At 61.1% G+C, this 23,904-nt stretch carries 25 protein-coding genes, 1 tRNA gene and 2 pseudogenes; 11 read left to right on the forward strand and 17 right to left on the reverse strand.

Annotated features, from left to right (window positions below; genetic code table 11):
- Positions 1-840 (reverse strand): DUF2059 domain-containing protein, encoded by an 840-nt coding sequence (locus Q1A71_RS11300; protein WP_299675596.1) that lies wholly within the window; start codon positions 838-840, stop codon positions 1-3.
- Between the two features lie 159 nt (positions 841-999).
- Between Q1A71_RS11300 and Q1A71_RS11305 the strand changes: the two genes are divergently transcribed.
- A tRNA-Ser gene (locus Q1A71_RS11305) sits at positions 1,000-1,089 on the forward strand.
- Positions 1,090-1,682: 593 nt separating this feature from the next.
- Positions 1,683-1,850 (forward strand): annotated as a pseudogene (locus Q1A71_RS11310) (antirestriction protein ArdA); the annotation flags it as partial.
- A 79-nt stretch (positions 1,851-1,929) separates the two neighbouring features.
- Here Q1A71_RS11310 and Q1A71_RS11315 read toward each other — a convergent pair.
- Together Q1A71_RS11315 and Q1A71_RS11320 are read right to left on the reverse strand one after the other, a co-directional pair.
- Positions 1,930-2,064, reverse strand: coding sequence for a hypothetical protein (locus Q1A71_RS11315; protein ID WP_299675599.1), 135 nt, complete (start codon positions 2,062-2,064; stop codon positions 1,930-1,932).
- On the reverse strand, positions 2,061-2,426 hold the full coding sequence (locus Q1A71_RS11320) for a hypothetical protein (protein ID WP_299675602.1): 366 nt from the start codon (positions 2,424-2,426) through the stop codon (positions 2,061-2,063). Before Q1A71_RS11320 ends, Q1A71_RS11315 begins: the two co-directional genes overlap by 4 nt.
- A gap of 16 nt (positions 2,427-2,442) precedes the next feature.
- On the opposite strand from Q1A71_RS11320, the pseudogene Q1A71_RS11325 reads away from it, so the two are divergent.
- Positions 2,443-2,836, forward strand: a pseudogene (locus Q1A71_RS11325) (IS5 family transposase); the annotation flags it as partial.
- 582 nt (positions 2,837-3,418) lie between these two features.
- Here Q1A71_RS11325 and hemA read toward each other — a convergent pair.
- The 12 genes from hemA to Q1A71_RS11385 form a co-directional block, all read right to left on the reverse strand.
- Positions 3,419-4,633 (reverse strand): 5-aminolevulinate synthase, encoded by a 1,215-nt coding sequence (gene hemA / locus Q1A71_RS11330; protein WP_299675605.1) that lies wholly within the window; start codon positions 4,631-4,633, stop codon positions 3,419-3,421.
- 63 nt (positions 4,634-4,696) lie between these two features.
- Positions 4,697-4,939, reverse strand: a complete 243-nt coding sequence (locus Q1A71_RS11335; RefSeq protein ID WP_299675607.1) for a hypothetical protein — start codon at positions 4,937-4,939, stop codon at positions 4,697-4,699.
- Positions 4,936-5,658 carry a CbiX/SirB N-terminal domain-containing protein gene (locus tag Q1A71_RS11340; protein ID WP_299675609.1) on the reverse strand — a complete coding sequence of 241 codons (723 nt, stop codon included), beginning with the start codon at positions 5,656-5,658 and terminating at the stop codon, positions 4,936-4,938. Before Q1A71_RS11340 ends, Q1A71_RS11335 begins: the two co-directional genes overlap by 4 nt.
- Complete coding sequence (locus Q1A71_RS11345) at positions 5,642-7,189, reverse strand: nitrite reductase (RefSeq protein WP_299675611.1); 1,548 nt, start codon at positions 7,187-7,189, stop codon at positions 5,642-5,644. The genes Q1A71_RS11340 and Q1A71_RS11345 overlap by 17 nt, the downstream gene beginning before the upstream one ends.
- Positions 7,164-8,375, reverse strand: a complete 1,212-nt coding sequence (nirJ, locus tag Q1A71_RS11350) for a heme d1 biosynthesis radical SAM protein NirJ (protein WP_299675613.1) — start codon at positions 8,373-8,375, stop codon at positions 7,164-7,166. Before nirJ ends, Q1A71_RS11345 begins: the two co-directional genes overlap by 26 nt.
- On the reverse strand, positions 8,375-8,866 hold the full coding sequence (locus tag Q1A71_RS11355) for an Lrp/AsnC family transcriptional regulator (RefSeq protein ID WP_299675616.1): 492 nt from the start codon (positions 8,864-8,866) through the stop codon (positions 8,375-8,377). Before Q1A71_RS11355 ends, nirJ begins: the two co-directional genes overlap by 1 nt.
- Positions 8,863-9,312 carry an AsnC family transcriptional regulator gene (locus tag Q1A71_RS11360; protein WP_299675619.1) on the reverse strand — a complete coding sequence of 150 codons (450 nt, stop codon included), beginning with the start codon at positions 9,310-9,312 and terminating at the stop codon, positions 8,863-8,865. Before Q1A71_RS11360 ends, Q1A71_RS11355 begins: the two co-directional genes overlap by 4 nt.
- Positions 9,302-10,297: an Lrp/AsnC family transcriptional regulator gene (locus Q1A71_RS11365; RefSeq protein WP_299675622.1), complete on the reverse strand. Its 996-nt coding sequence runs from the start codon at positions 10,295-10,297 to the stop codon at positions 9,302-9,304. Before Q1A71_RS11365 ends, Q1A71_RS11360 begins: the two co-directional genes overlap by 11 nt.
- Before the next feature lie 10 nt (positions 10,298-10,307).
- Complete coding sequence (locus tag Q1A71_RS11370) at positions 10,308-11,459, reverse strand: cytochrome D1 domain-containing protein (RefSeq protein ID WP_299675750.1); 1,152 nt, start codon at positions 11,457-11,459, stop codon at positions 10,308-10,310.
- Positions 11,459-11,776 carry a cytochrome c gene (locus tag Q1A71_RS11375; RefSeq protein WP_299675625.1) on the reverse strand — a complete coding sequence of 106 codons (318 nt, stop codon included), beginning with the start codon at positions 11,774-11,776 and terminating at the stop codon, positions 11,459-11,461. Before Q1A71_RS11375 ends, Q1A71_RS11370 begins: the two co-directional genes overlap by 1 nt.
- On the reverse strand, positions 11,769-12,572 hold the full coding sequence (gene cobA, locus Q1A71_RS11380; RefSeq protein WP_299675628.1) for a uroporphyrinogen-III C-methyltransferase: 804 nt from the start codon (positions 12,570-12,572) through the stop codon (positions 11,769-11,771). The genes Q1A71_RS11375 and cobA overlap by 8 nt, the downstream gene beginning before the upstream one ends.
- Before the next feature lie 87 nt (positions 12,573-12,659).
- Positions 12,660-14,402, reverse strand: a complete 1,743-nt coding sequence (locus tag Q1A71_RS11385) for a nitrite reductase (RefSeq protein WP_299675631.1) — start codon at positions 14,400-14,402, stop codon at positions 12,660-12,662.
- 129 nt (positions 14,403-14,531) lie between these two features.
- On the opposite strand from Q1A71_RS11385, the gene Q1A71_RS11390 reads away from it, so the two are divergent.
- The 8 genes from Q1A71_RS11390 (at position 14,532) to Q1A71_RS11425 (ending at position 22,351) form a co-directional block, all read left to right on the forward strand.
- The gene (locus tag Q1A71_RS11390) at positions 14,532-16,511 is read left to right on the forward strand and encodes a NosR/NirI family protein (protein WP_299675634.1); all 1,980 of its coding nucleotides are present in this window, start codon (positions 14,532-14,534) and stop codon (positions 16,509-16,511) included.
- A gap of 22 nt (positions 16,512-16,533) precedes the next feature.
- Entirely contained in the window at positions 16,534-16,911 is a 378-nt protein-coding gene (locus tag Q1A71_RS11395) for a cytochrome c family protein (RefSeq protein WP_299675637.1), read from the forward strand.
- Between the two features lie 83 nt (positions 16,912-16,994).
- Complete coding sequence (locus Q1A71_RS11400) at positions 16,995-17,447, forward strand: cytochrome c (protein WP_299675640.1); 453 nt, start codon at positions 16,995-16,997, stop codon at positions 17,445-17,447.
- 12 nt (positions 17,448-17,459) lie between these two features.
- Positions 17,460-18,830, forward strand: coding sequence for a cbb3-type cytochrome c oxidase subunit I (locus Q1A71_RS11405; RefSeq protein WP_299675643.1), 1,371 nt, complete (start codon positions 17,460-17,462; stop codon positions 18,828-18,830).
- Entirely contained in the window at positions 18,827-19,639 is an 813-nt protein-coding gene (locus Q1A71_RS11410) for a CbbQ/NirQ/NorQ/GpvN family protein (RefSeq protein WP_299675646.1), read from the forward strand. Before Q1A71_RS11405 ends, Q1A71_RS11410 begins: the two co-directional genes overlap by 4 nt.
- Positions 19,640-19,644: 5 nt before the next feature.
- Positions 19,645-21,549, forward strand: coding sequence for a VWA domain-containing protein (locus Q1A71_RS11415; protein ID WP_299675649.1), 1,905 nt, complete (start codon positions 19,645-19,647; stop codon positions 21,547-21,549).
- Between the two features lie 35 nt (positions 21,550-21,584).
- Positions 21,585-22,076, forward strand: a complete 492-nt coding sequence (locus Q1A71_RS11420) for a cytochrome c oxidase subunit 3 (protein WP_366140239.1) — start codon at positions 21,585-21,587, stop codon at positions 22,074-22,076.
- Positions 22,077-22,096: 20 nt separating this feature from the next.
- A complete protein-coding gene (locus tag Q1A71_RS11425; protein WP_299675652.1) occupies positions 22,097-22,351 on the forward strand; it encodes a cytochrome C oxidase subunit IV family protein in 255 nt (84 codons plus the stop codon).
- A 62-nt stretch (positions 22,352-22,413) separates the two neighbouring features.
- Here the strand turns inward: Q1A71_RS11425 and Q1A71_RS11430 are convergent, their stop codons facing one another.
- Positions 22,414-23,001 carry a DUF4202 domain-containing protein gene (locus Q1A71_RS11430; protein WP_299675655.1) on the reverse strand — a complete coding sequence of 196 codons (588 nt, stop codon included), beginning with the start codon at positions 22,999-23,001 and terminating at the stop codon, positions 22,414-22,416.
- The gene (locus tag Q1A71_RS11435; RefSeq protein ID WP_299675658.1) at positions 22,964-23,698 is read right to left on the reverse strand and encodes a Crp/Fnr family transcriptional regulator; all 735 of its coding nucleotides are present in this window, start codon (positions 23,696-23,698) and stop codon (positions 22,964-22,966) included. Before Q1A71_RS11435 ends, Q1A71_RS11430 begins: the two co-directional genes overlap by 38 nt.
- Positions 23,699-23,904: the final 206 nt, after the last annotated feature.

The following is a 23,904-nucleotide window of genomic DNA, read 5'->3' on the forward strand; positions in this document are numbered from 1 at the left end:
TTAGAGATCCCGGCTGGGCCGCAAACGGCTCATCCTCTGCGCAACCGCTTCGTACCGGTTGGCCATGATTTCAAACTGCACCGCATTCATCAGCTCATAGACCTTCTTCATCTTGGGATGTTCCAAGGCATCTGCATAGGCCGTGATGTCTTCGTCTGAAAAGGACTGATAGGTGTAGGCGGAGCCAGAGAGCGCAGAGATCTGCATGTTGCGACGCATTTCACCCTCCTGGGCTTTCAGGCTTTCGCGCAGATCCGCTTCTTCCATCTGCAGCTCGATCACGCCAGCTGAAGCCGCCGCCATCAGAAACCGCACTTGTACTTCTTGAATGGCACGGATCGACGCGTCCTCCGAACCGGTCGCTGAATTGAGCCGCTTGAGTTCCTCCAGACGCGGAGAGCCAAGCCGGACCAATCCGGCGACGATGGCCTCCCCCGCTTCGGTTTTCAACGCATCATCTTCGGCCATATGCGATGCGTTTTCGGCCACGACCAGTCGTTGCCCGAGATCAGAGGCGTAGAAGTCCACGGCATGGTTCAAAAGATCATCTTCCAGCGTTTGAGACAGGATTTCGAGCGCCATGCCGTGCATCTGTTCAACGTCGAAAACGTCTTCGACAAGCCGTGTCCACTCAGAGCCGAAGTCATCCGCCTCCAACCCGATCATGTTCGGCGCAGTCTCAGCCGTCAGCTTGATGCTTTCCAGCGCGACATCGAACCCGGTGACCTCCAGAAAGGCCTCGAGCCGATCCAGATCCGCAGCCCTGATCGGCAGCGCGGCCGTGAAGATCATGATTGCGGAGAGCATCAAGGGCGCGCAATATCGGATCAGAGCGGTCATGCGGAGTTCCTCCAACAACGGTATCGTTAAACTTAGGGCGCGAGCTTAGAGTTTTCACCTTTCGGAGCAATGAAATTTCCCGTGCGGAGCAAGCGTGGGCCAATACCCTCTTGTCACACAGCACAAAGGTGACTAAACGCCCATGCACCAGACCCCCGCGGAGAGGTGCCGGAGTGGTCGAACGGGGCGGTCTCGAAAACCGTTGTGGGTGCAAGCCCACCCAGGGTTCGAATCCCTGTCTCTCCGCCATTACCCCCTCAAACTCAAGAAAATTCCCTAACATATTGAATGGTAAAGTGGTTTTTGGGGTTCGAAGTCCTTCTTTTCGGCAGTACCTAACGCGGTCCTCAAAGGCCAGTTTTAATACTGTTCTACGCTTGGCGAGATCACCATTCTTCCATATATTCCGAGGACTTGAGAGAAAATGACAGGCGAGTTCGAACATTTCGTCAAAGCTACGCTGTGGTTTGTCTGATTTCACCATCTTTTCAGACAGTACCAGCTTTTCCTGCTCCAGCGCGTCGATCTTGGCTTCATAAGCGCTGATCACGCGGGGGCTAGAGGTCCCATGATGCGATCCAGCAGTGCAGCGATCTGCGCCTCAACCTCTGAGAGCTTGCGTGAAACGGCCTTGGCGGTCTGTTTGACCGTCACCGCCCTCATATCCCACGCCCGCTTGAACATGGCTCTGAGCAACCCATAAGCGGTCTCTGAGGGCTGCAAGGCTTGCAAGACCTCTTCGAAGTCACCTTCGATCTGGTCCCGTTTGATCGATTTGCGATAGTTGTCGCACCCCTTCGTGAAGCACAGATAATAGGGATGGCGTTTTTGCCGAGGTTTCGGAGCTTGCAGCGTTCATCGCCGAGCACGGCAAAATTAGCGCGGAACTGATCAACCAACTCGGGTCAATCGAAGAAGCCTGCAAGGCTATTGATGACAGCTACGCGGGAGAGTATCGCTCTTTGGCGGAGTTTGCTGAAGAGCTGATTGAACAGAGCACGGATAGGTGATCACGCCGACACGATGGCCGCGCAGCGACAGGTCGCGCTCATAAGTGGCTTTGACGTGATTGAGCGCCTTTACAAGCGATCAGGTTTTACCTGATCCCGCGCCTGCAAATAGAAAGAAGCAGCGCGGACTCGCAAGATCGAGATAGGAGGCAATCTCCTCGTCAACCGGATCGTCGAGAGCGATGTTGCTGAGTTCAGCGGCTTCGGCTGTCATGCTTCTGGCTGCTCCTCTGCGGCGGGAGCAACTTTGGTGACGATCAGGCCCAGGTCTTCCTGTCGCTCCGTCAGTTGACCGGATAGCCATTTCAGTCCGTCGAGGATGTAGAATGGCGGCTGCAATTTCTTTGGGTCATCAAGCTCAAGCAGATTGAGGGCGAACTCCGCTCTTACCCCTGTTTTCAGTGAATCGAGAATGGCTTCAACCAATACCGCGACATCGCCGCTGTTCTCGATCGCTGTCTTGAATTTCGCCCACAGGCCGGCGTGATCGGACTCGCCGAACAATGTATGGTTCTCAAGCACGAGCGCGTCTTCAAGCGTATTACAAAGCGCCTCGGCCTTTTCGGGAATAGCCAAACCTTCTAGGAGGACGAGGCGCAAGGGCAGTATGAACACCAAGCTGCATGCGATTTGCGACGGCCAGGGACGGCCATTGAACCACTTTGTAACTGCTGGATCGCTCAGTGATTACATCGGCACAAGTGCACTCGTGCGCAGTTTGCCGAAGGTAGACTGACGGCTCGGAGATCGCGGATATGACGTCGACTGTTTCAGAGGAGCGTTGAAAGACAAAGGGATACGCGCATGCATCCCAGGCAGGAAGCAACAAAGGACCCCCATCCGATACGACAAGCGCCGTAACCGCATTGAGATCATGTTCGGCAGCCTCAAAGACTGGAGGCGTGTGGCGACCCGATACGACAGATGTCCAAAGGTATTTCTATCAGCAATCGCCCCCCGCAGCTCTCGTCATCTATTGGTTATGAGCCCTGAGCCTAGTCAAAATCTCTGCGGAGATCGACCATGTATTCGCCCAAGGACTGATCTGGCAGGATGAGTTGAACGCTCTGTAAGATCAACAACCTGCCGCGCAGGCCGCACTTCAGCCGCAGAAGAAGAGAAGCGCGATGCGGCATGAGCCAGAAGCGAGTATAATGCAAAAAAACCGGGCTTCTTCGGACGGCTGTTCAAGCGCAAACAACACCGAATCCGCCTGTCGAATGCTGTCAAATATGCATTGACTGAAAGTCAGGTGGAAGAAGGCTGGTTCGATGCGAAAGCTGCATCTGATCGCCGTCATGTTGACCTAGCAGGCCAGCTGCTGCTCTCTCAAGCGTTGCACGCTTTTCAAAGGTGAAACGGATTTCTTCGGAACCCCTCTGACCTGGATTGCGGTCGCTATGAGATTGATCATTGCGGCCATTGTTGCGCCGTACGGTCAGATAGATGATGTTTGTACTACTCCTGCACGGTTGGTTGTATAACCGGCAAGTCAGCAACCAATCACGACTTGATACCTGCGATGCCTTTGTCGGATGCTGCCGTGATCGCACCTCTCAGCCTACGTCCTATGCAACTGCCCGGTTGAGCGCACATTGAGACCAAAGGTCCGAGAGCGCCGCCACGAGGCGTTCAATATCCTCCTCGGTGTGCAGCGGCGATGGTGTGATGCGCAGGCGCTCCGTCCCCTTCAGCACGGTCGGATAGTTGATCGGCTGCACATAGATGCGGCGGTTTTCCAGCAAGGCGTCACTCAGAAACTTGGCCTTGAAGGGATCGCCCACCATGACCGGGACGATGTGACTGGGGTTATCCAGATGTGGCAGCCGCATTGCGTCGAGCCGCGTCCGTAGCTTCGCCACATTGGCCTGCTGCCGCCTGCGTTCCAGATCGCTGCGGCGCAGGTGCCGGACGGAAGCCAGCGCGCCCGCGGCCAGCGCCGGGGGCAAGGCGGTGGTGAAGATGAACCCGCTGGCAAAAGATCGGACGAAATCACAAAGCGCCGCTGATCCCGCGATGTAGCCGCCCATGACGCCGAAGGCCTTTCCCAAAGTCCCCTCGATCAGGGATACGCGATGCGCCACGCCGTCGCGCTCAGCGATGCCGCCGCCTTGTGACCCATAAAGACCGACCGCGTGCACCTCGTCGAGATAGGTCATGGCTCCGTGCGCCTCAGCCACATCTAGGATCTCGGCGATTGGCGCAATGTCGCCGTCCATGGAATAGACGGATTCAAAGGCAACCACGCGGGCGCCACCCGAAGGCAAAGACGCCAACTTGCGGTTCAGATCCTCGGAGTCGTTGTGCTTCCAGATGACCTTGTTGGCGCGGGAATGGCGTATGCCTTCGATCATCGACGCGTGGTTCATTTCGTCCGATAGAATCGTGCAGCCCGGCAACCGCGCGCCCAGCGTGCTGAGGCTGGCCCAGTTGGACACATAGCCCGAGGTAAACAGCAGCGCGGCCTCCTTGCCATGAAGATCCGCCAGCTCAGCTTCTAGCGCGACGTGCTGGACAGCGGTGCCAGAGATGTTGCGTGTCCCACCGGCCCCAGCCCCATCCCGAAGAGCGGCGTCCGCCACGGCTTGCCGCACGAAATCGGCCTTGCCCATGCCAAGATAGTCGTTGGAACACCACACAGTCACCGGGCGTCGGGTGTTGCATCTGTGCATCTTCGCTTGGGGCGCAGTGGCGGCCTCTCGCTCCAGCTTGGCGAACACACGGTAGTTGCCTTCCGATTTGAGCTGGTCCAGATGGTCGGCAAAAAAGGCGTCGTAATCCATACCGGTTTCTCCCGAAGTTATGATTATCAAACCGGGGAGAAACAGAGATGGCCTTGACCTTGGTTAGGTGGTCTCGTCGGCCTGATCCATCAGATGCCGGAGCCAGCGACCGGTCGCCCAGGTGGCGGGCACGCCAAGACCAATAGACCATTTGACGGCGGTGATCGGCGCCAACGACCTGAGCCCGACAACGGGAGCCATCAGGCCCAGCATGAAGAGGTTGATCGCCACGGCCCCCGCGGCAAAGGGATAGAGCAGCAGTGCCAGTTTCCAAACCGGCCAGCTTGCAGGCGGAGGCGCGCTCATGCCGCGGAGGCGCGTTGAAGATGGGTGATCGCCGCCAGCGCCAGCGCCGTCGTCTCCGGCCAGACACCCACCGGGTCGAGAACCGGCCCGTCAAACGCCGCGGCGGCAAGCTCTTCAGGCAGATCACCGGTGACGTGGCCAGCGCGTGCTGCGAAGAACGGCAGCACGATGGCTTGCCCGCTGCGCCGCGCGATATCGCGGATCGCGGGCGGCTCATCCACATAGCAGGGGTGAATCGCCTTGAACCCACCTCTCCGGGCCAATGCCTTGGCTGCGGCTTCAGTCGCTTCACGAGGCTTGGCGCTCGACGGCGAGCCATGAGCTGCGAGGATCACGGTGGTTTGCTCTGGGGCCCAGCCCAATTGATCGAGCCGCACCTGCAGGCGGGCGGTCATCAACTCGCCTAAGCCCGGCATCAGTCCCAAGGGCGGTGTTGAGACCCACCGCGACAGCCCTGCCTCCGCCAACCGGTTGGGCAGATGCGTGCGCACAAACCACCCGTCCGACATGAACCACGGGCACAGGATGGGGTCTTCAAGTCCCGCAACCACTTTTGGCAATACAGTCCGGGCCGCGAGCGTGACCGCACGCACCTCCCTGCCGGGCAGTAGGGCGCGAAACCGACAGGCCAGATCCCGCATCGCGATCTCCTGGCTCACCGGGTGCGAGGGGGAGCCATGGGATACCACAAGAACCGCGCGCTCAGTGGCTTGTGCCATCGGAGAAGGTAATCTTGTTGAAAACATTATACTTTCCTGACGGTTTACTCATGGGCAGGCGTTTGACTTCTTCCAGCGTCCGCGCGTCATAGATCAACAGCGCGCCGTCCTGCTCCCACAGGCTGACCAGCGCGTGACGACCCGCACGGTCAAACTCCACATGGGCCAGCGTCTTTCCGGGTATAGGGCGCAGCGTTTTCACGATCTGCAACGTCTCCTTGTCGATCACGTGCATCACGTCCCGATTTGGTCCGAAGAACACATCTGCCCAGAGGTAGGGCGAATTTTCATGACTGCGCAGGAAAAAACCGGGGCCCATGGTCTCGATCTGGTGAACCACCTTCCAGGTCTCGACGTCGATGACCGACAGCTTCGCCTCGCGCAGATGCGGCGTCGCCATCACGCGGCGGCCCTGATGCTCCCAGGAAATGCCCGAGCCCAGATGCGGCAAACCCGAAAGCGGTAATTCATGCGTTTCGCGCCCGACGTTGAGGTTAACCACGACGCCCCGGTCGCTGTCCCGCGCGGCGCCGATCAAAAAGCGATAGTCCGGCGTGAAGAAGAAATCGTCCAACGGCTCTGTCACCTCGATCCGGCGCCGGGCAAAGAGCCCTTCGGACGAGGCAATCGCTTCGACCATGCCCTTCTCGCGGCTGTGCACAAAACCCTCATAGACCGGTTCTGCATTGGGATCGGTCGCGACTTCCCAGATTTCGGGGATATCCTTGAGGGCCAGAATGAAACTGTCGCGTTGCGGGGCCTGATAGACGGCGGAAACGCGTGAGCTCTCGCCACTCTTCCCGACCACACCAAAGATCTTCTCGACCGACAGATCTGCCGTTGACAGGATCGTCAGGCTATGCGGCAGATAGTTGGCGACGGCGAGGTGTTGGCCGTCCTTGGAAATGGCCACATTGCGGCTGTTCACACCCGCACGCAGGCGCGCCACCTCCTGCATCGCCCATAGATCGATCTTTTGCACCCACCCGTCGCGGGACATCACGAAGACAAACCGACCATCGGGGGTGAACTTCGGGCCCCCATGCACCGCCAGCGGAGTAGGCAAACGAGCCAGCACCTCAAAGCTGTCACCGTCCACCACGCTGAGGTGATGATCTCCCGTCTCGACCACCACGAAGAGGTTCAGGGGATCGGCCTCGTGCAGTGGTGCGTCCGGTGCCGCATACGCGGGATTGACCTGCAGCGTGTCGGCGATGCGCACGGCATCCCAGACGGGGATCTCGGGCAGAGGCGTGTGCAGATAGGCGGCGAGTTCCACGATCTCCTCCGCGCTGATCTGGTCGGAGAACCCCGGCATCTGTGTGCTGACGCGGCCTTGCGCGATCACGGCTTCGAGCGTCTCGCCCTTGAGCCGGCGCAGGCTTTCGGGGATCAGCGCCGGGCCGACGCTGCCCAGCCGATCATCGCCATGGCACACTGCGCAGTGGGTGGCATAGAGCACGGCTGGTTCCGCCTGCACCGCCATGGGCGCAAGGGTCAGCAGACTAAGAGAAATTATGCGCCGGATCATGTCGCCTCCCGGTGAATCTGCGCAACGCCACGCGAGGCACCTCCGCCTCCAGCCCGATCTCGGCGTCGCTCAGATAACAGGCCGGGTCTTCCTCCCAAGGGTCGCCGGTGAGCTGCAGCGCCCGGATGCGCGTGTTGCCGCCGCAGACCGATTTGTGGGCACAGGCGCCGCAGCGCCCTTTCAGCGGTCTGGGCCGGGTGCGCAGCAGCGCCAGCATCTCATCCAACCCGGTCCAGAGGTCGGAGAATTTGGATTCTTTGACATTGCCGATGGTATAGTCGGACCAATAGGTATCGGGGTGGACCTTGCCAGTGGGGTCGATGTTGGCGACCCCCGCGCCAGAGGAGTTACCGCCCCAAGCCTCCAAATGCGCACTCAGATGGGCGATCTGCTCAGGCTCGAACCGCGCAGTCGCCCAGTTCAGAAAGCGCACCGCATCCGCGTCATTATTGCCGGTGACAACTTCAAAATGCCGATCCTCTTGCAAGGCGGTCCAGGCCCGGTCGATCAGCAGGTCGACACAAGCCCGCGCCCTCATGTGCCCCGCATCTTCGCCACGGTTCTTGTTGCCCCGCCCGGCATAAACCAGATGCGACAGGTAGAACTTGTCGATCCCCTCCGCCTCGCAGAGATCGAGTATGGCGGGCAGCTGGTCGCTGTTGTCCTCGGTCGGCGTGAAGCGCAGACCCACCTTGATGTCATGCGCCTTGCACAGGCGCGCGCCCGCAAGGGCCGCGTCAAAGGCGCCCGCCTGCCCGCGAAACCAGTCGTTGGTGGCGCTGACCCCGTCAATGCTGATGCCGACGTAGTTGAACCCGATCTCCGCGATCTCTTTCACAGCCGCTTCGTCGATCCGCGTACCGTTTGTGGACAGCGCGAGATAGCGGACATTCTCGCGTGCGTACCGCGCAAGATCGAACAGATCGGGACGCGAGAGCGGCTCCCCCCCCGACAGAATGAGCGCCGGGATGTTGAAACTGGCCAAGTCATCGATCACGCCCATGGCCTGCTCGGTCGACAGCTCACCGGGAAAGATGTTGTCGGATGACGTTGTATAGCAGTGACGGCACTTCAGATTACAGCGGCGTGTCAGGTTCCAGATCACTACGGGTCGGACGGGGCCGCGCCGTGTGCGCGTCGGTGTCGGGGTGATCAGCTGTTCCATGTATTGGCTCAGTCGAAACATCAGCGCGCTCCTTTTCTGGCCAGACGCAGGCCGGTTTTCTTGAGGATCTGCGTGGAATAGAGCACGTCGCAGGCGCGCACCGCATCGCCGAGAAAGCTCTTGAGCCGGTCGCGTTTGGCCTCGACCTCGGCGAGGTCTGTACCGTGCAGCATGGCAAAGAGGTTGTAGGGCCACAGCGGCATATAACGCGGACGCAGATAGCAATGGGTCACATCCTCCATCGCACCGACCAGCGCGCCCAGCCCTTCGGCCTGCGCATCCTCGATGTCCCAAACTGTCATGCCATTGGCGACCATCCCCAGTTTGTAATGGTCGGGTGCAATGCCGATGCGCCGGATGGCGCCTTTGGTCTTCAGTGCTTCCAGACGCTGCATCACGTCCGCTTCGCGCATCCCCAGTTGGTCCGCGATCTGCGTGTAGGGCTGCGGCACCAGCGGCAAGCCGGCCTGGCAGGCCTCGATCAGCGCGCGGTCCTCCGGTGAAAGGTTCATGCCGCCACCCGGAAGCCGACGAAGAATTCCTTCAGCTTGGGAAACTGGTACACGGGCAGACCTGTCGCGGCTTCGATCCGCGCGGCGGCCTCGCCAATGCCAACGGGCGTCTCGGTGGCCAAAACGAACCACATATTCAGCCGGTGATCGCGGGCGTAGTTATGTGCCACCTCCTCGAACCCGTTCACCTGGTCTGTCACAGCGTCAAACTCATCTGGCGGCACTTCCATGGCGCAGAGGCAAAAGGCGCCGCCCATAGCAGCCGCATCCAGAAAAGGCCCGAACCGGGTGATGACACGGCTGTCCTTCATCGCCGCCAATCGCACAATCAATTCATCTTCGCGAAGCCCTAGTTGATCCGCAGCGCGGGCAAAGGGGCGGGATGTGACAGGAAATCCCGATTGCAGCGCGTTGATGATCCGAAGGTCGGTCTCGTCAAGCTCCATCTTTGTTGTCTCCGGCGGCCATGTCGATCAGCGCGCCCTGCTGGCGAAAGCAGCGGACACTGAACAAAACACGATACTCATAGGGCACCAATTTCGCGGCCACGCGGGCCTGGCTGAGCACATCCAGCGTCTCGGCCCGGCTGCGGCCATGGATCATGCAATAAAGCGTGTAGGGCCAGACGTCCGGCACCGGCCTACGCTCGTAACACAAGGTCACGCCCTGCACCGCCGTTAGCGCGGTGCCGCAGGCCTCAATCTCTTTGGGCGGGACGACAAAGACGCACATGGCATTGGCCCGCCAGCCCAAAGCGCGGTGCCGCACGATCACGCCGATGCGGGACAGGATACCGGCCCTGGCCAGCGCTCGGACGCGCGCGATAATATCGCCCTCACTTCGGCCCAAACGGTCGGCGAGTTCGGCAAACGGGCAAGCCGTGGCCGCCATGCCGTCGGAGAGTGCCTGCATCACGGCGCGGTCGCCCGGTTCGATCACAACATCGCCATTGACCGCTCGCGGCTGCGGCAACCTGTTGGAGCCGTCCAATGCAAAGCCAAGGTCTACGTTGAACGGGCGCTGTAGCCGCAGGTCAAGCACTTGTAGGCCGGTCCCATCTGCAATCCGAGACAGGATGTCATCCACAAACCCGCGCGTCGGTCCGGTGGCGACAAACCAGATGTTCCAAGTGTTCTCACGCTCGTAGGAGTGATTCACGCCCTCTTGGGCATTAATCACCTCGGCCACAGCGTCGAGCCGGTCCTGCGGGGCGGCAACAGCCGCCAGGGTGCTGGCCGCCAGCGTATTTGGGCGGCAGGTGGCGCCAATGCGGCTGATCGCACCAATGCGCAGCAGGTCTTGTAGCCGGTCGATGATCCGGTCTTCGGTTGTGTCCAGCCGCGCGGCGATGTCCTGGAAAGGACGCGACACCAGCGGCAGCGCCCGCTGCCAGTCATTCATCAGCCTCCAATCCAGGGCATCCAGCGTCATGTCTGTCCTTTCAAAGCCCAATGCGATGCGCCCGCGCAGTGAAGAAAATGCCCGACGGCGTCTCAGCCGGGATCTCACCGATCTTCTCGAACGTCTGTGTGTCGAAAATGTCGATCCGGTTCGCGTCCCGCACAGACACCCAGACCTGATGACCGCGCGCCGTGAACTCCATGTGCAGCACCGCCGGGCCAGGCGTCAGCTTGCGCAGCACCTCGCCCGAGAGCGTGTCGATCACCTCAATCGTGTCGTTGTTGGGATGCGCGTAGTTGACCCAAACATGCCGACCGTCAGGCCGCGCCACGGCGAACACCGGCTGACCATGGGTCTTGGTTCGGCCCAGTTCGGTCAGCCGCTGCGCATCCAGCCACAACACCTCGTGTCGCCCAACGGCAGGCAGGACAAAACGGTCCCCCGCCAGCGCCCAACCTTCTAGGTGCGGCATCTTGTAGACCGGCAGCGGTTCTTCCCCGCGCTCATAGTCAGGCAGGATGCGCTGAACCGTCGGGGGATCAAACCATAAGTCGAGTGTGCTCAGCCCGTCTTCACCAAACAAGCCCACGATGTAGCGCCGTCCGTCGCCGGTGATCAGCGCGTCATAAGGGTTACTGCCGACGCCCGTGATCTTCGTCATGGCAGGTGTGCGCCCGGCCATATCCGCGATCCAGGTCTCGCCACTGTCCCACATCGAAAACACGAAGCGTTGGCCGGGAGCGTCAACCAGCCCGATGGTTTTGGAGCCCGTCGGAAAGTCCGCAACGGGGGCCAGCGTGCCCGCATCAAAGACTCGCACTCCGCCGGGTTCGTAGTTGGAAACCGCCACCAGCGTGCCATCGTCCGAGATCGCACCACCGATGGAATTGCCCGCCTGCATGACGCGCCCGGCGATGCTCTGCGTGACCAAATCCAGCTTGGTCAGCCCGCCATCACGGCCAAAGACATAGGCGAACCGCTGGTCTGGCGAGAAGACGACACTGGCGTGAGAGAGATCCCCAAACCCTTCGACGCGCGCCAGCACGGCCATATCCGACTGATCGACGATCAGCACCGACCCGGTGGCGCGTTCGATCACGACCCCCATATCGCCGGTACTATGGACCTTGACTTCGGCCGTCAGCGGCAAGCTCACGCTCAAGAGAGTTGTCAGTAAGACCAGCAGTCGCATCATTCGGAAACCTCCAGCAGATAGGCAGCGATCCATGCGGCTTCGGCCTCGCTGAGCAGCGGGCGCCACGGCGGCATTGCGGTCCCTGGGATACCGTCGAGTATAAGGGACGTGAGACCTTCAAGCGTGTGGCCGTCCAGGGCTTGGGCGGTGATCGGTCCGCCCAGCCCCCCCGTCAGCTTCAACCCGTGGCAGGACCCGCAATCCTGCGTGACCAGATGCGATAGCCTGTCCTTCTCGGGCTCGCTGAGCGGCTCGGCCCAGGCGGGCACAGCGCAGAGCGCGCCAAGCGCGCATGCTGCTCCGGCACTAGCCATGCAGCACCTGTTGTACATCCGGCATACGCAGAATTGCTTCTGTTTCCATGCCGGCCAAATCGCCCAGCAGGCTGACAACGCGTCCAATGATGAAGAGCACCGGGCCCGGCACTGGGATATTCGCGCGTTTGGTCGTGAGCGCACCTAGATGCGTCACCAGCCGGCTTTCGTTGGGCCGTGTGCCATTCACGACCACCAGCACCGGATGATCGGCGGGCAAGCCGTGCTCCATCAACCGCGTCGCGATGTGCTGCATATTGGCGTGCCCCATATAGACGACGAGCGTGGTGTCCGGGTCGACAAGACCATCCCAGTCGAATTCAAGCAGGCGGTCTGCCTGGCAATGGCCGGTGACGAAGCGGACGCCAGTGGCCAGACCCCGATGGGTGAGCGGCACGCCCGTTGCAGCCGAGATCCCCTGCGCTGCGGTGATGCCGGGCACGCAGGACACCTCAATGCCAGCGGCTTGCAAAACCGCAGCCTCTTCCGAGCCGCGCCCGAAAACCATGGGATCCCCACCTTTGAGCCGCGCAACGGTTGACCCGGCCTTGGCCAGACGCAGCAGCAGGGCGTTGATCTCGGACTGGGGGATTGGGTGACTGCCGGAGCGTTTTCCTACATTGATCCGCCGAATGCCGGCCGGGATCAGATCCAGAACGGCGGCGGAGACAAGCCGGTCATGCACCACCACATCGACGGACTGCAGCACCCGCAGGGCCTTGAGGGTCAGCAGCTCCGGATCGCCGGGCCCCGCGCCAACCAGAAAGACCTGACCTGTGTTCGATGGCTTCAGCATATCGCGTCCTTGCGTTGGAAAAGTCGACGGCGCGGGACAGGCGCGGCAGTGGGAAGAGCCTGCCGCGTCCGGGATGCGGGCGGCGGGTTAGTAAACATCCGCGCGCGTGTTGAAGACGTTGAACTTACCGGTGGGGGTGATCAGGCGCTCGTCCTTGATCACATGCTTCATCTCAAGCGTCCTGTCGTCGACCACCACGATCGCCGATTCCAGATCGGCCGCGTTCCAGACCGAGAACCAGATCTCGTTGCCGGCTTGATTGAACTCGCCTTGCACCACACGCGGTTGCCCTTCGGCAATCCCGGCCCATTCGACAATTGGCAGCACGGTGTATTCCGGCTCTTCCTGACCCAGCTCGTCGATTTTGAAGACGGCAACGGAACCGGAGGTTTCCGCATCCGGATTCAACGTTGCATCGACATAAAGGTGGTTGGAGGTCGGATGGGTCTTCACAAAAAGTGACCCGCCGCCCAACGCATAGAGCTGCTGAACCATTTTCCAGGCATGTTCCGGGTGGCCTTCAGGGTCGGTGCCGATGAGCGCAACGGTGTCATCGCCAAGATGCGAGGTCGCCCATACCGGACCGTACGTAGGATGCGTGATATTCGCACCCCGCCCGGGGTGCGGTGTTTCCCCTTCGGTCTCGATCACCGCGACCTTTTTGCTTTCCTTGGTGTCGATCACCACGATCTTGCCGCGGGCGTTGGCAGCGGTAAGGAAGTAGCGCTGCGTACTGTCCAAACCGCCATCATGCAGAAAGCGTTCAGCGTTGATCTCGGTCACCTTAAGTGCGTCGATGTCGGAATAATCCACCATCAGGATCTTGCCGGTTTCCTTCACATTGACCAGAAACTCCGGTTTATAATGCGAGCCGAGAATGGCCGCGACGCGCGGCTCGGGGTGGAAAGTCTGCTCGTCGTAGGTCATGCCGCGCGTGGACTTGATGCGCAGCGGCTCCAGCGTATCGCCGTCCATGATGACGAACTGCGGCGGCCAATAGGCCCCGGCGATGGCGTATTTGTCCTCAAACCCTTCGAATTTGGAGGTCTCGACGGACCGCGCCTCGGTGCCCACCTTGATCTCTGCCACCGGTCCCGGCGTGGCCATCCAGAGGTCGATCATCACCACCTTGGCATCGCGACCGATCACAAAGAGATAGCGGCCCGAGGCCGAGATGCGGCTGATATGCACCGCATAGCCCGTTTCGATGATGGTCTTGATCTCGTAGCTCGCACCGTCGATCAGCGCAATTTGCCCGGCATCCCGCAGGGTAACCGAGAAGAGATTGTCGATATCTATGTCGTTCATCTTTTCGGTGGGCCGGTCCTCGGGCGCGACGATCACCTTCCAGCTCTCGCGCATCTCGGCCATGCCGAATTCCGGCGGCGTCGCAGGTTCCAGCAACAGATAGCGCGCCATCGAATCGACCTGCTCGTCGGTCATGTCTCCCGAGGTGCCCCAATTGGGCATCCCTGCGGGCGAGCCGTAGGTGATGAAGTCGCGCAGATACTCAAACCCATTGGGCCGGGTGATGTCGGTCGTCAGCGCCTTGCCAGTCGCTCCCTTGCGCAGCACACCATGGCAGCCCGCGCAGCGCTGGAAGTAAATCTGATTCGATGCCTGATACTCGCTGGGTGTCATCACCGGATCACCGGGTCTGCGCCCCGGGATCTCGACCTGGATCTGTCCCAGAGTGGTCATAGAAGGCTGGTAGGCGGCGGACGCGTCATCGCCATGATCAGAGGGCTTTTCCTGCGCCACAGAAAGGGTGGCGGTCAGCGACAGCAACGCGCAAGCGGCAACGGAACGGGTGAGACTGGGTCGGGACATATATCGGCTCCAATTGCGGTGAATTCGGTCCCCCTAAGGCTGGGCGAGGCAGGCGCCCAATGGCCTTGACTTTGGTCAAGACGATCATCCGCGCTCGTTGGCAGGGTTGTTTTCAAAGGGGACTTTCCCATGAAAAGCCTGCCCGTTCTTGCTGTGATCGCGTCCCTCTGCTGCGCTGTTTCGGCATGGGCGGAGACCCGGCTGGAGGCAAATCAAGCGGCGCGTCTGCTGGATATCGGAAACGCCGAGCTGGTGATCGACAAGCGGGCCGAGCCGGTCCCGGCCTGGCATGTCGCAACTCTTGGCGATGGCCGCGTTCTGGGCAAAATCGCCTCGACCTGGGAGGTGCTGCAATCCACCGGATACTCGGGCAAGCCCCTCGATATTCTGGTGGCCGTGGACGATGCGGGCCACATTACGGGCGCGGCGCTCATCCAACATGCCGAACCGATCCTGACCCTAGGCATCTCGGATCAGGACATTGCAGATTACGTCGATGGTTTTGCCGGTTTGCGGATGGGCGCGGAGGGCATGGAGGGCATGGAGGGTGATGCGCCCGATGTGATCAGCCGCGCCACCGTCTCCACCGGCGTGATCCGGGATTCGATTCTGCACACGGCACGTATTCTGGCGCAGTCACGCCGCAGCGGGTTGGATCGCACCAGCTATCAGCCTGCAAACTGGGCCGTACTTGCGCAGATGGGCGCCTTTGCGACCCGAAACATAGCCCTGCGCGCGGCCCGCACCGCCCTGCCTGACGCGCGCCCTCCGATTCCGGACAAAGACGGGACCTTCCTTGAGCTTTGGGTTTCGGTGCTGGACCCCCCGACGATTGGTCATAACCTCCTGGGGCCCGCGCCGTTCCGCCGGGCCATGGCGGCCTTGCCTGCCAATCATGACGCTTTGCTGGTCGCCAGCCGCGGGTTGCACTCGCACCGCGGCACGGCCTGGCGCCGCTCGGGGGTCTTTGACCGGGTGACACTCGAGCAGAACGGCCAGCAGTACGTTCCGCAATCCGAGGGGTATCAGCGGCTGACCCAATTTGAACCTTCGGATGCGCCCGAAGTAAAAGAGGCCAGCCTCTTTGCCATCCCGCGCGACCGGATTGACCTGACGCGACCGTTCTCGGTGACGGTGACCGCGACCCGAGGCGAGATGACCTTCCCGATCTCGCTGCCCTTTGCGCTCGGCAATCGGTTTGTGATCCCGGCAGCCGAGCCGCCTGCCCCGCGCCCCGCCTGGCACGCCGCCTGGGAGCAGAAGACACCAGCGCTGCTCGGCCTCGCCGCACTGCTCAGCGCGCTCACGCTGATCCTGTTTTTCCAGGATGCCTTTGTCAGGCGCCCTCATCTCTGGCGCTGGGGGCGCATGGCGTTCCTGTTGGTCACCTTTGTCTGGCTGGGCCTGATCCTCGGCGCGCAGCTGTCCGTGGTGCAGGTGGTGGCCTTTGTCCACGCCCTGCTCGGCGGTTTCAAATGGGATGTCTTCCTGATGGAGCCGCTGGTCTTTGTGCTCTGGGGCTTCACCGCCTTGGGTTTGCTCTTTTGGGGGCGCGGCGTCTTTTGCGGCTGGCTGTGCCCATTTGGGGCGCTGCAAGAGCTGTCCAATCAGGTCGCCCGCCGCCTCGGCATACCCCAGATCGCCGTCCCGCATGCGCTGCACGAACGGCTCTGGGTCATCAAGTATACGCTCTTCCTGGCCATCCTCGGCCTCTCCTTCTATGCGATGAGCAGCGCCCTTGTGCTGGCCGAAGCCGAGCCTTTCAAAACCGCTATCTCGCTGCGGTTCATGCGCGCCTGGCCGTTTCTGCTCTTTGTCGGGGTGATCCTCTTGGCCGGGCTCTTCATTGAGCGTACTTATTGCCGATATCTCTGCCCCCTGGGGGCGGCGCTGGCGATCCCGGCCAAACTTAAAATCTTCGACTGGTTGCACCGCAGGCCGCAATGCGGGCGCGAATGCCGCCTGTGCGAACAGCACTGCACCGTGGGCGCTATCGACCCGCTGGGGCGCATCAACCCAAATGAATGCATCCTCTGTCTCAGATGTCAGATGATCTTTCACGAACCGAACACATGCACGGTTCTCAAACGCCGCAACCGCGCGGCCTGACCCAACCCCGAAAGGACACGACATGCTCAAACCTCTCTCACTCACCCTGCTAACTGCGACCTTGGCCGCCCCGGGTTTTGCCGCCGGGGATGCCGAGAACGGCGAGAAGGTGTTTCGCAAATGCAAGGCCTGTCATGCCGTCGGCGAAGATGCCAAGAACAAGGTGGGGCCCACCCTCAACGGGATCGTCGGTGCAGCCGCTGGCGCCAATGCGGATTTCAAATACTCCGACGCGCTTACCGAAATGGCCACTGGCGGGCTGGTCTGGGATGAGGCCAGCATGACCGCCTATCTGACCAAGCCCAAGGACTTCATGCCCGGAACAAAGATGAGCTTTGCCGGCCTGCGTAAAGAGGACGATGTGGCCGATGTGATCGCCTATCTGTCGACCTTCAATTGAGCTCAGCTTGACTTTCGTTAAGGCCGCTGCGCGCGGCCTCGACCAGGCTTGTGAGACCGGCCTGCAAGACAAAGGAGGAGAGGATGCGTGATGTTCTCACGACTTCCATGGCCCGAAATATTTTTTATGGCGGGTCGCTGTTTTTCATACTGATATTCGTGGGGCTATCGGTGCATTCCCACCGCTACATCGTCACCACCTCGACTGACACGGCAGGGCTCACGGATGAGGTCGCGCATGGCAAGCATCTGTGGGAGCGGCATGGGTGCGTCAATTGCCATACGATCCTCGGTGAAGGTGCCTATTTCGCCCCGGAGCTGGGCAATGTGATGACCCGGTGGGGGGTCGAGGATGATCCGGACGCCGCCTTTGAGACGCTCAAGGCCTGGATGGACGCGATGCCGACGGGCATCGAAGGCCGCCGCCAGATGCCGAACTTTGGCCTGTCGGATGATGAATACCGCGCGCTCAGCGACTTCCTGTTGTGGACCAACAAGATCCGCACGCAGGACTGGCCGCCCAATGACGCAGGCTGAGGAGAGACACCAATGAAGTATCAATCTCAATCCATCGCATTGGTCTATTTTTCCGTGGCCCTTGCGCTCTTTGCCATTCAGGTCTCGGGCGGGCTGCTCGCGGGCTGGATCTATGTCAGCCCGAATTTCCTGTCCGAGATCCTGCCCTTCAACATCGTGCGCATGCTGCACACGAACTCGCTGATCGTCTGGCTGCTGCTGGGCTTTATGGGGGCGGCCTACTTCCTGATCCCCGAGGAATGCGAGCGTGAAATCCACTCGCCCATCCTGGCCTATGTGCAACTGGCCATTCTGGTCCTGGGCACGCTAGGGGTTGTGGTGACCTACCTCTTCAACCTTTTTGAGGGCAACTGGCTGCTCGGCAAGGAAGGGCGCGAGTTTCTGGAACAGCCCATGTGGGTCAAGATGGGCATCGTCGTGGCAGCCCTCATCTTCATGTACAACATCACCATGACCGTGCTGCAGGGGCGCAAGACGGCCATCACCAACGTGCTCCTCCTGGGGCTCTGGGGGCTGGTGCTGCTGTTCCTCTTTGCCTTCTACAACCCGTCGAACCTCGCGCTCGACAAGCAATACTGGTGGTATGTGGTGCACCTCTGGGTCGAGGGCACCTGGGAACTGGTGATGGCCTCCATCCTCGCCTTTCTCATGCTGAAACTCACTGGGGTGGACCGCGAGATCGTGGAAAAATGGCTGTATCTCATCGTGGCCACAGCGCTCTTTTCCGGCATCCTCGGCACTGGCCACCACTACTACTGGATCGGCACGCCAAGCTATTGGCAGTGGATCGGCTCGATCTTCTCCAGCCTCGAGGTCGTGCCCTTCTTCGGGATGATGGCCTTTGCCTTCGTCATGGTCTGGAAAGGCCGCCGCGACCACCCGAACAAGGCGGCGCTCCTGTGGTCACTGGGGTGTGCCACGCTGGCTTTCTTTGGCGCGGGGGTCTGGGGGTTCCTGCATACGCTGCACGGGATCAACTACTACACCCATGGAACGCAGATCACCGCGGCGCACGGGCATCTGGCCTTCTTCGGCGCTTATGTCTCGCTGAACCTCGCGATCTTCACCTATGCCTTCCCGATCCTGCGCCAGCGCGACCCCTATAATCAGGTGCTCAACATGGCGTCCTTCTGGCTGATGGCGGGTGGCATGACCTTCATGACCTTTGTGCTGACCTTTGCGGGCACGGTGCAAACCCATGCACAGCGTGTGCAGGGTGAATACTTCATGGACGTGCAAGACGCCATCGCGGTCTTCTACTGGATGCGCTTCGGGTCTGGCGTCGCGGTGGTGATCGGGGCGTTGCTTTTCATTTATGCGGTGGCGCTGCCCCGCAAGGAGGTCATCACCCCGAGCGACAAAGAACCGGTGGCCGCGGAATGAACGTGCTCTCCCAATCCGTCGAAGGGGGGGCTGCGGATGCCCCCTTTTACGTCGCCCAAGGCGCCGAATGTGACCTGTTTGAAGCCGCCGCACGCAACAATATGGCGTTGCTGATCAAGGGACCAACGGGCTGCGGCAAAACCCGCTTCGTGACACATATGGCGGCACGGCTGGGGCGTCCGCTCTATACCGTGGCCTGCCATGATGATCTGTCAGCGGCAGATCTGATCGGGCGCTATCTGCTCAAGGGCGGCGACACGGTCTGGGCGGACGGCCCCCTTACCCGGGCCGTGCGTGAGGGCGCGATTTGCTATCTTGATGAAATCGTCGAAGCCCGGAAGGACGTGACGGTTGTGCTGCACCCGCTGACCGACGACCGCCGCATCTTGCCGATCGACCGTACCGGGGAGACGCTGGTGGCGGCCCCCGGCTTCATGCTCGTGGCCTCTTACAACCCTGGCTACCAAAACATCCTCAAAACACTGAAACCCTCGACCCGACAACGGTTCCTATCGGCCACGTTCGATTTCCCGCCCGCTGATCAGGAGGTCGCTATTGTGGCGCAGGAAAGCGGGCTGGACCCTGCGAAATGCCGAAACCTCGTGCGTCTGGCGGGCAAGTTCCGCGCGCTCAAAGGTCAGGATCTGGAGGAAGGCGTCTCAAGCCGGCTGGTGATCTACGCCGCCACGCTGGTGGCCACCGGCATGCCGGTCATGCAGGCCATTCATGCCGCGATGATCGAACCCCTCTCGGATGATGAGGACGTGCAACAAGGGCTTGCCGACATCGTCACCGCTGTCTTTGGTTAGGTCCCATGCACGACGCGCTGGGACCGTGGGAGCCGGAAGAAACCGTCGGCAAAATCTGGCACCGCTGGGCCAGCCGGTTTGATGCGCCCGATGCCCACCATACGCAAGCGGCTGTGCATCTGGAGCATGAAATCGCACGGCTCGCGGTGCTCTTTCGCGGCCTCGGCGGCGATCCGTCGGTGGAACTGCGCCCCGTGGCGGCTGAAGTCAGCCACCACCGGCTGAGCTGGCGGCGCAGGCTCGGGACTTGGGCTGAAGCCGTGCCGCAAGCGAGCTTTGACGGCGAAATCCTCCGCCTACCAGCAACACTTGACCTCTTCGCGGATGCGGCGCTGAACCGCGACCTCTTCACATGGCTAACCGCCTGTGCCGCCACCGCCCGGGACTTGCCGCAATGGCCCAACAACCCGATGGCCGCAGACTTGACCTATATTCAAGTCGGTCAAGACACCACGCTGCTCACGCTGACCGAGAATGCGGGGCTGGAACCGCTCTATGCCCGGCTGGCCAAGGCCCATCTTGCCGCCCGTCCGCGCCCTGCGCTTCCCCGTGCGGAGGCCGTGATCGACGCGCTGGCGCGGTTCGCGCTTGGGGCTGCGGAGCCGACCGCGCCACCCCCTTGCGACACACCGCGTAGATACCGCCCCCTGCGTCCCGTCCCGCTTTGGCTGCGGCTCACACCTTCTGATCGATCCTCCTTCACTGCGCCGCAGGAATCTGCCGAGCCGCAAGAGGCAGGCCCGCAAGACAGTCTTGAAACCACAAAGAAAGGCAAACGCAAAACCTCCGACCAGACGGAGCGTCGCGACAGCCTGATCTTGCATAAATTCGAGGCCATCCTCAGCTTTGCGGACTTTCTGAACCTCAACCGCCGCACGGATGATGACGACCTAGAGGCGGCAAAAAAGGCGATGGATGATCTGGAGGAGATGTCGCTGACCGACATTTCCAAGGCGCCCGCCAGCAAGTTCAAGCTGAACCTTGATCTCGCGCCTGCGGATGTGAACCGGGAAATACTGGCGGGGCAGCATACTTACGATGAATGGGACGTGCAGAGCCAGAGCTACCTTAAGGACCATTGCCGGGTGTTCGCCTCCGACACCCTGCCCGCCGATGCGCCCGCCCCCCAAGATGCCCGCGCCGCGCGGCGTATCCGCAGCGTCCGCCGCCAGTTCGAGGCCTTCCGCCCCCGCCCCATCACCCTGAAGGAGCAGCCGGATGGGGACACGCTCGACCTCTCCGCCGTGTTGCGCGCGCGGGCGGACATTGTGGCAACCGGGTCGGCGCGCGACCGGTTGTGGTGCCAGACCCGCGCCACCGCGCGCGATCTGGCGGTTTCGATCCTGATCGACACGTCCCACAGCACCGAAAGCGCGGTGACCGGCCGCGCGGTGATCGACATCGAACGCGAGGCGCTCACGGCCCTGGCCTGGGGGCTACACGCTTGTGGGGATCCGCTGGCGATCCATGCCTTTTCGTCGCTGCGCCGAGACCGGGTCTATGTGGAGCGCTGCAAAGATTTCAGCGATCCGATGAGCGATCTGGTAGAGCTCAAGCTGGCCAGCCTGCGGCCAGGGTTTTACACGCGGCTCGGGGCGGCGATCCGATATGTTTCCAGCGATCTGCAAAGCACAACACAATCGGCAAAGCTCCTGCTGGTGCTGACCGATGGCAAACCCAACGACATCGACCACTACGAAGGCCGCCACGGCATCGAAGACACGCGCAAGGCCGTGCGCGAGGCGCGCATGCGCGGCCAGTCGGTCTTCGGCATTACGGTCGACCCCAAGGGACAAAGCTGGTTTCCCCGCCTCTTTGGCTCCGGTGGCTATGCGGTGATTGCACAGCCAGAACAGCTGATAACCGCCTTGCCAGGCCTTTACCGCCAGCTTGTCGGAGACGGCCATTGACCACCCGCACCCAAGGCCTGCCGGGGGAAGTGATGATGTGGGTGCTGATCTTCTCGGAGCTTGCTGTGTTCGGCGCGGGGCTTGCGGCGTTCATGGGCGTCCGGCTTACCGATCCTGCGGGTTTTGCCCAGGCACGCAGCCATCTCATGGTGGAGCTTGCGGGTACGAACACCATCATCCTGGTGACCTCCGGCCTCTTTGCGGCATTGGCGGTGACTGCAAAGACCCGGAGGGTCGCGCGGCTGCGGCTGGCGGCCGCCAGCCTGCTTGGCCTCGTCTTTCTGGGTCTGAAGACTGTTGAGTATACTGCAAAGGCGGCCGAAGGCATCGACTTTGAAACCCATGAGTTCTTTACGTTCTACTACCTGCTCACCGGGTTTCATGCCGCCCATGTGATCGCTGGGGTTATCATTCTGGCCCTGGTCGGCTGGCAGGCACAACATAGGGCGATTCAGACTGGAGCCGCCTTCTGGCACATGGTCGATTTGGTTTGGGTGTTGCTCTTTCCAGTGATTTACCTGCTATGAGCCGAGGGAAAAGCACAAGGTTGGTCCGGACCTGGAGCGCACTCGCAGCGCTGACCGCGCTCAGTACCGCGCTGCATCTCAGCGGTCTTCCGGCGCACATCACCGGAGCGCTGGTTCTGATTGTCGCATGGATCAAGGCACGGCTGATCCTGCTAAATTACCTCGAGTTGCACGATAGGCCCGGATGGGCATGCGGGATCCTCTTGGCACTCGCCGCACTCATCGCTTTGCTGATTGTGCTGTTTCTCGCAGCCGGGGCACCACACCCTGCATAACATCGCCGGTAGTGTTGGCTCAGGGTGTCACCGAGCTTGCGGGCGGTGAGAAAGACAGGTGTCTAGGCCGCCGCTTTCACAGCATTCGCCAGATCCCCGGGAAGGTCGAACTCCGCAAGTACGCGGGCCCGCGCGTCCGCCGACATCTTGCGTGCAGTCTTGGCGACAATCCCCAAGACCTTCTCGTCGGAATGTTTGGCGGCAAAGGGATCAAAATACCACTTGAGGAAGGTGAAACAGATCACGTCCTCAAGTTGCTGCACCTCCGGGTCACGCTTGATGCCCTCCTTGCGCAGCAAGACGCCGACCCGCGCGCATCGGTTCTCCGAAAACCCAGCGTCCCGCATCAAACCGCCCAGCCGCTCGCCATGTGCACGTCCCTGATCGCGACGCCAGGCCAAGTAGCCAGCGCGCCCCTCGGGATAATCCGCGCGCTTGAGCAACCAACGCTCGATGTGCTGACCTCGCGCGGCGATACGCAGTACATCGCTGGCCTCTTCGCCGATGAGACGGTCGAGTTCCGCGCTCATGCGCAACCCGTAGAGATAGGCCTCCGGTTGCGCCTCGCCCGCGTCATCAGGAGTGGTTGTCGGGTCCGCCCGATTGGCGGCATCAATGGCTTGAAGAACAGCGTTCAGCTTTGCGTTCATGTTTCGCACTCCACGACTCTGCGGGGTCTTCATCAGCGTACTGCGCCAGATGCTCCACCGACGCTATGATGGCATGGTCCTTCTGGATCGTCACGCCATAGTCTTTCAGGCGGCGAAAAGCCCGCGACAATGACTCGGGTTTCATGCCCAGCCAGGCGGCGATGAGAACCTTGTCATAAGGCAGGATCACCGTGCAGCTCCCCGCCTTGCCATCGCAGAGCGACAACAGGAAGTCAGCAATGCGCTGGCCGGCGGTGTGCGATTTCAACTGCTCGACATGATGCACGAGGCATCGGTTGCTCTCCATCGCTCCCGAGAGAACCGACCGGCACAAGACCATGTCATCAGCCAGCTGCTGGGCCAGAACATGCGCGTCAATCTGCAGGATCAGCGCCGTGGAGACCGCCTCCGCCCCGGAAATGAAGTTGCCGTCACCAAGAGCCGCCTCGTCGCCGAAGCTGTTGCACTTTGTGAAGATACCGATGACCGCTTCATTGCCGCAGGGCGTGATGCGATAGGTTTTGACCCATCCCTCCAGCACCACATAGAGGCTATGAGCGCGCTCACCCTGCAGATAGATTGACGCACCACGGTCAAAGGATCGCAAGGATGACCTTTGCAATAGTTTTTCGATGTCATCAGCGGGAACGCGACTGAATATCGCGGCGCGCCCGGCGATCTCAAACATGGTCCCCATGTCAAGCTGCTTTCCATTGCTTCCAAAGCGAGGTGGCTATCTGCGCTATAACGCCGATTCTCGTTCCGATTGAACCGGCTCCGGTTGTTGTAGAATAGTTAACGCGACCGAACTGTCCTTGAGATTTCTCAAGAATTGGGTGTGCGAAAGCGACAAATGTTCCGGGTTGCTTGATTTGCATTAAGGCCGAACCGCCGAAAGATGTT

The sequence above is a fragment of the uncultured Roseobacter sp. genome (assembly GCF_947493125.1).
Lineage (GTDB): Bacteria > Pseudomonadota > Alphaproteobacteria > Rhodobacterales > Rhodobacteraceae > Roseobacter.

What these genes read in the sequence shown, in the direction of transcription:
- Q1A71_RS11340 (WP_299675609.1), bottom strand. Translation starts at nt 5,658, where the DNA reads ATGGCACAAGCCACTGAGCGCGCGGTTCTTGTGGTATCCCATGGCTCC.
- Q1A71_RS11400 (WP_299675640.1), top strand. Translation starts at nt 16,995, where the DNA reads ATGCGTGATGTTCTCACGACTTCCATGGCCCGAAATATTTTTTATGGC.
- Q1A71_RS11405 (WP_299675643.1), top strand. Translation starts at nt 17,460, where the DNA reads ATGAAGTATCAATCTCAATCCATCGCATTGGTCTATTTTTCCGTGGCC.
- Q1A71_RS11300 (WP_299675596.1), bottom strand. Translation starts at nt 840, where the DNA reads ATGACCGCTCTGATCCGATATTGCGCGCCCTTGATGCTCTCCGCAATC.
- Q1A71_RS11365 (WP_299675622.1), bottom strand. Translation starts at nt 10,297, where the DNA reads ATGACGCTGGATGCCCTGGATTGGAGGCTGATGAATGACTGGCAGCGG.
- Q1A71_RS11415 (WP_299675649.1), top strand. Translation starts at nt 19,645, where the DNA reads ATGCACGACGCGCTGGGACCGTGGGAGCCGGAAGAAACCGTCGGCAAA.
- Q1A71_RS11420 (WP_366140239.1), top strand. Translation starts at nt 21,585, where the DNA reads ATGTGGGTGCTGATCTTCTCGGAGCTTGCTGTGTTCGGCGCGGGGCTT.
- Q1A71_RS11315 (WP_299675599.1), bottom strand. Translation starts at nt 2,064, where the DNA reads ATGACAGCCGAAGCCGCTGAACTCAGCAACATCGCTCTCGACGATCCG.
- nirJ (WP_299675613.1), bottom strand. Translation starts at nt 8,375, where the DNA reads ATGTTTCGACTGAGCCAATACATGGAACAGCTGATCACCCCGACACCG.
- hemA (WP_299675605.1), bottom strand. Translation starts at nt 4,633, where the DNA reads ATGGATTACGACGCCTTTTTTGCCGACCATCTGGACCAGCTCAAATCG.
- Q1A71_RS11395 (WP_299675637.1), top strand. Translation starts at nt 16,534, where the DNA reads ATGCTCAAACCTCTCTCACTCACCCTGCTAACTGCGACCTTGGCCGCC.
- Q1A71_RS11375 (WP_299675625.1), bottom strand. Translation starts at nt 11,776, where the DNA reads ATGGCTAGTGCCGGAGCAGCATGCGCGCTTGGCGCGCTCTGCGCTGTG.
- Q1A71_RS11385 (WP_299675631.1), bottom strand. Translation starts at nt 14,402, where the DNA reads ATGTCCCGACCCAGTCTCACCCGTTCCGTTGCCGCTTGCGCGTTGCTG.
- cobA (WP_299675628.1), bottom strand. Translation starts at nt 12,572, where the DNA reads ATGCTGAAGCCATCGAACACAGGTCAGGTCTTTCTGGTTGGCGCGGGG.
- Q1A71_RS11390 (WP_299675634.1), top strand. Translation starts at nt 14,532, where the DNA reads ATGAAAAGCCTGCCCGTTCTTGCTGTGATCGCGTCCCTCTGCTGCGCT.
- Q1A71_RS11430 (WP_299675655.1), bottom strand. Translation starts at nt 23,001, where the DNA reads ATGAACGCAAAGCTGAACGCTGTTCTTCAAGCCATTGATGCCGCCAAT.
- Q1A71_RS11335 (WP_299675607.1), bottom strand. Translation starts at nt 4,939, where the DNA reads ATGAGCGCGCCTCCGCCTGCAAGCTGGCCGGTTTGGAAACTGGCACTG.
- Q1A71_RS11355 (WP_299675616.1), bottom strand. Translation starts at nt 8,866, where the DNA reads ATGAACCTTTCACCGGAGGACCGCGCGCTGATCGAGGCCTGCCAGGCC.
- Q1A71_RS11435 (WP_299675658.1), bottom strand. Translation starts at nt 23,698, where the DNA reads ATGGGGACCATGTTTGAGATCGCCGGGCGCGCCGCGATATTCAGTCGC.
- Q1A71_RS11370 (WP_299675750.1), bottom strand. Translation starts at nt 11,459, where the DNA reads ATGCGACTGCTGGTCTTACTGACAACTCTCTTGAGCGTGAGCTTGCCG.
- Q1A71_RS11345 (WP_299675611.1), bottom strand. Translation starts at nt 7,189, where the DNA reads ATGATCCGGCGCATAATTTCTCTTAGTCTGCTGACCCTTGCGCCCATG.
- Q1A71_RS11360 (WP_299675619.1), bottom strand. Translation starts at nt 9,312, where the DNA reads ATGGAGCTTGACGAGACCGACCTTCGGATCATCAACGCGCTGCAATCG.
- Q1A71_RS11410 (WP_299675646.1), top strand. Translation starts at nt 18,827, where the DNA reads ATGAACGTGCTCTCCCAATCCGTCGAAGGGGGGGCTGCGGATGCCCCC.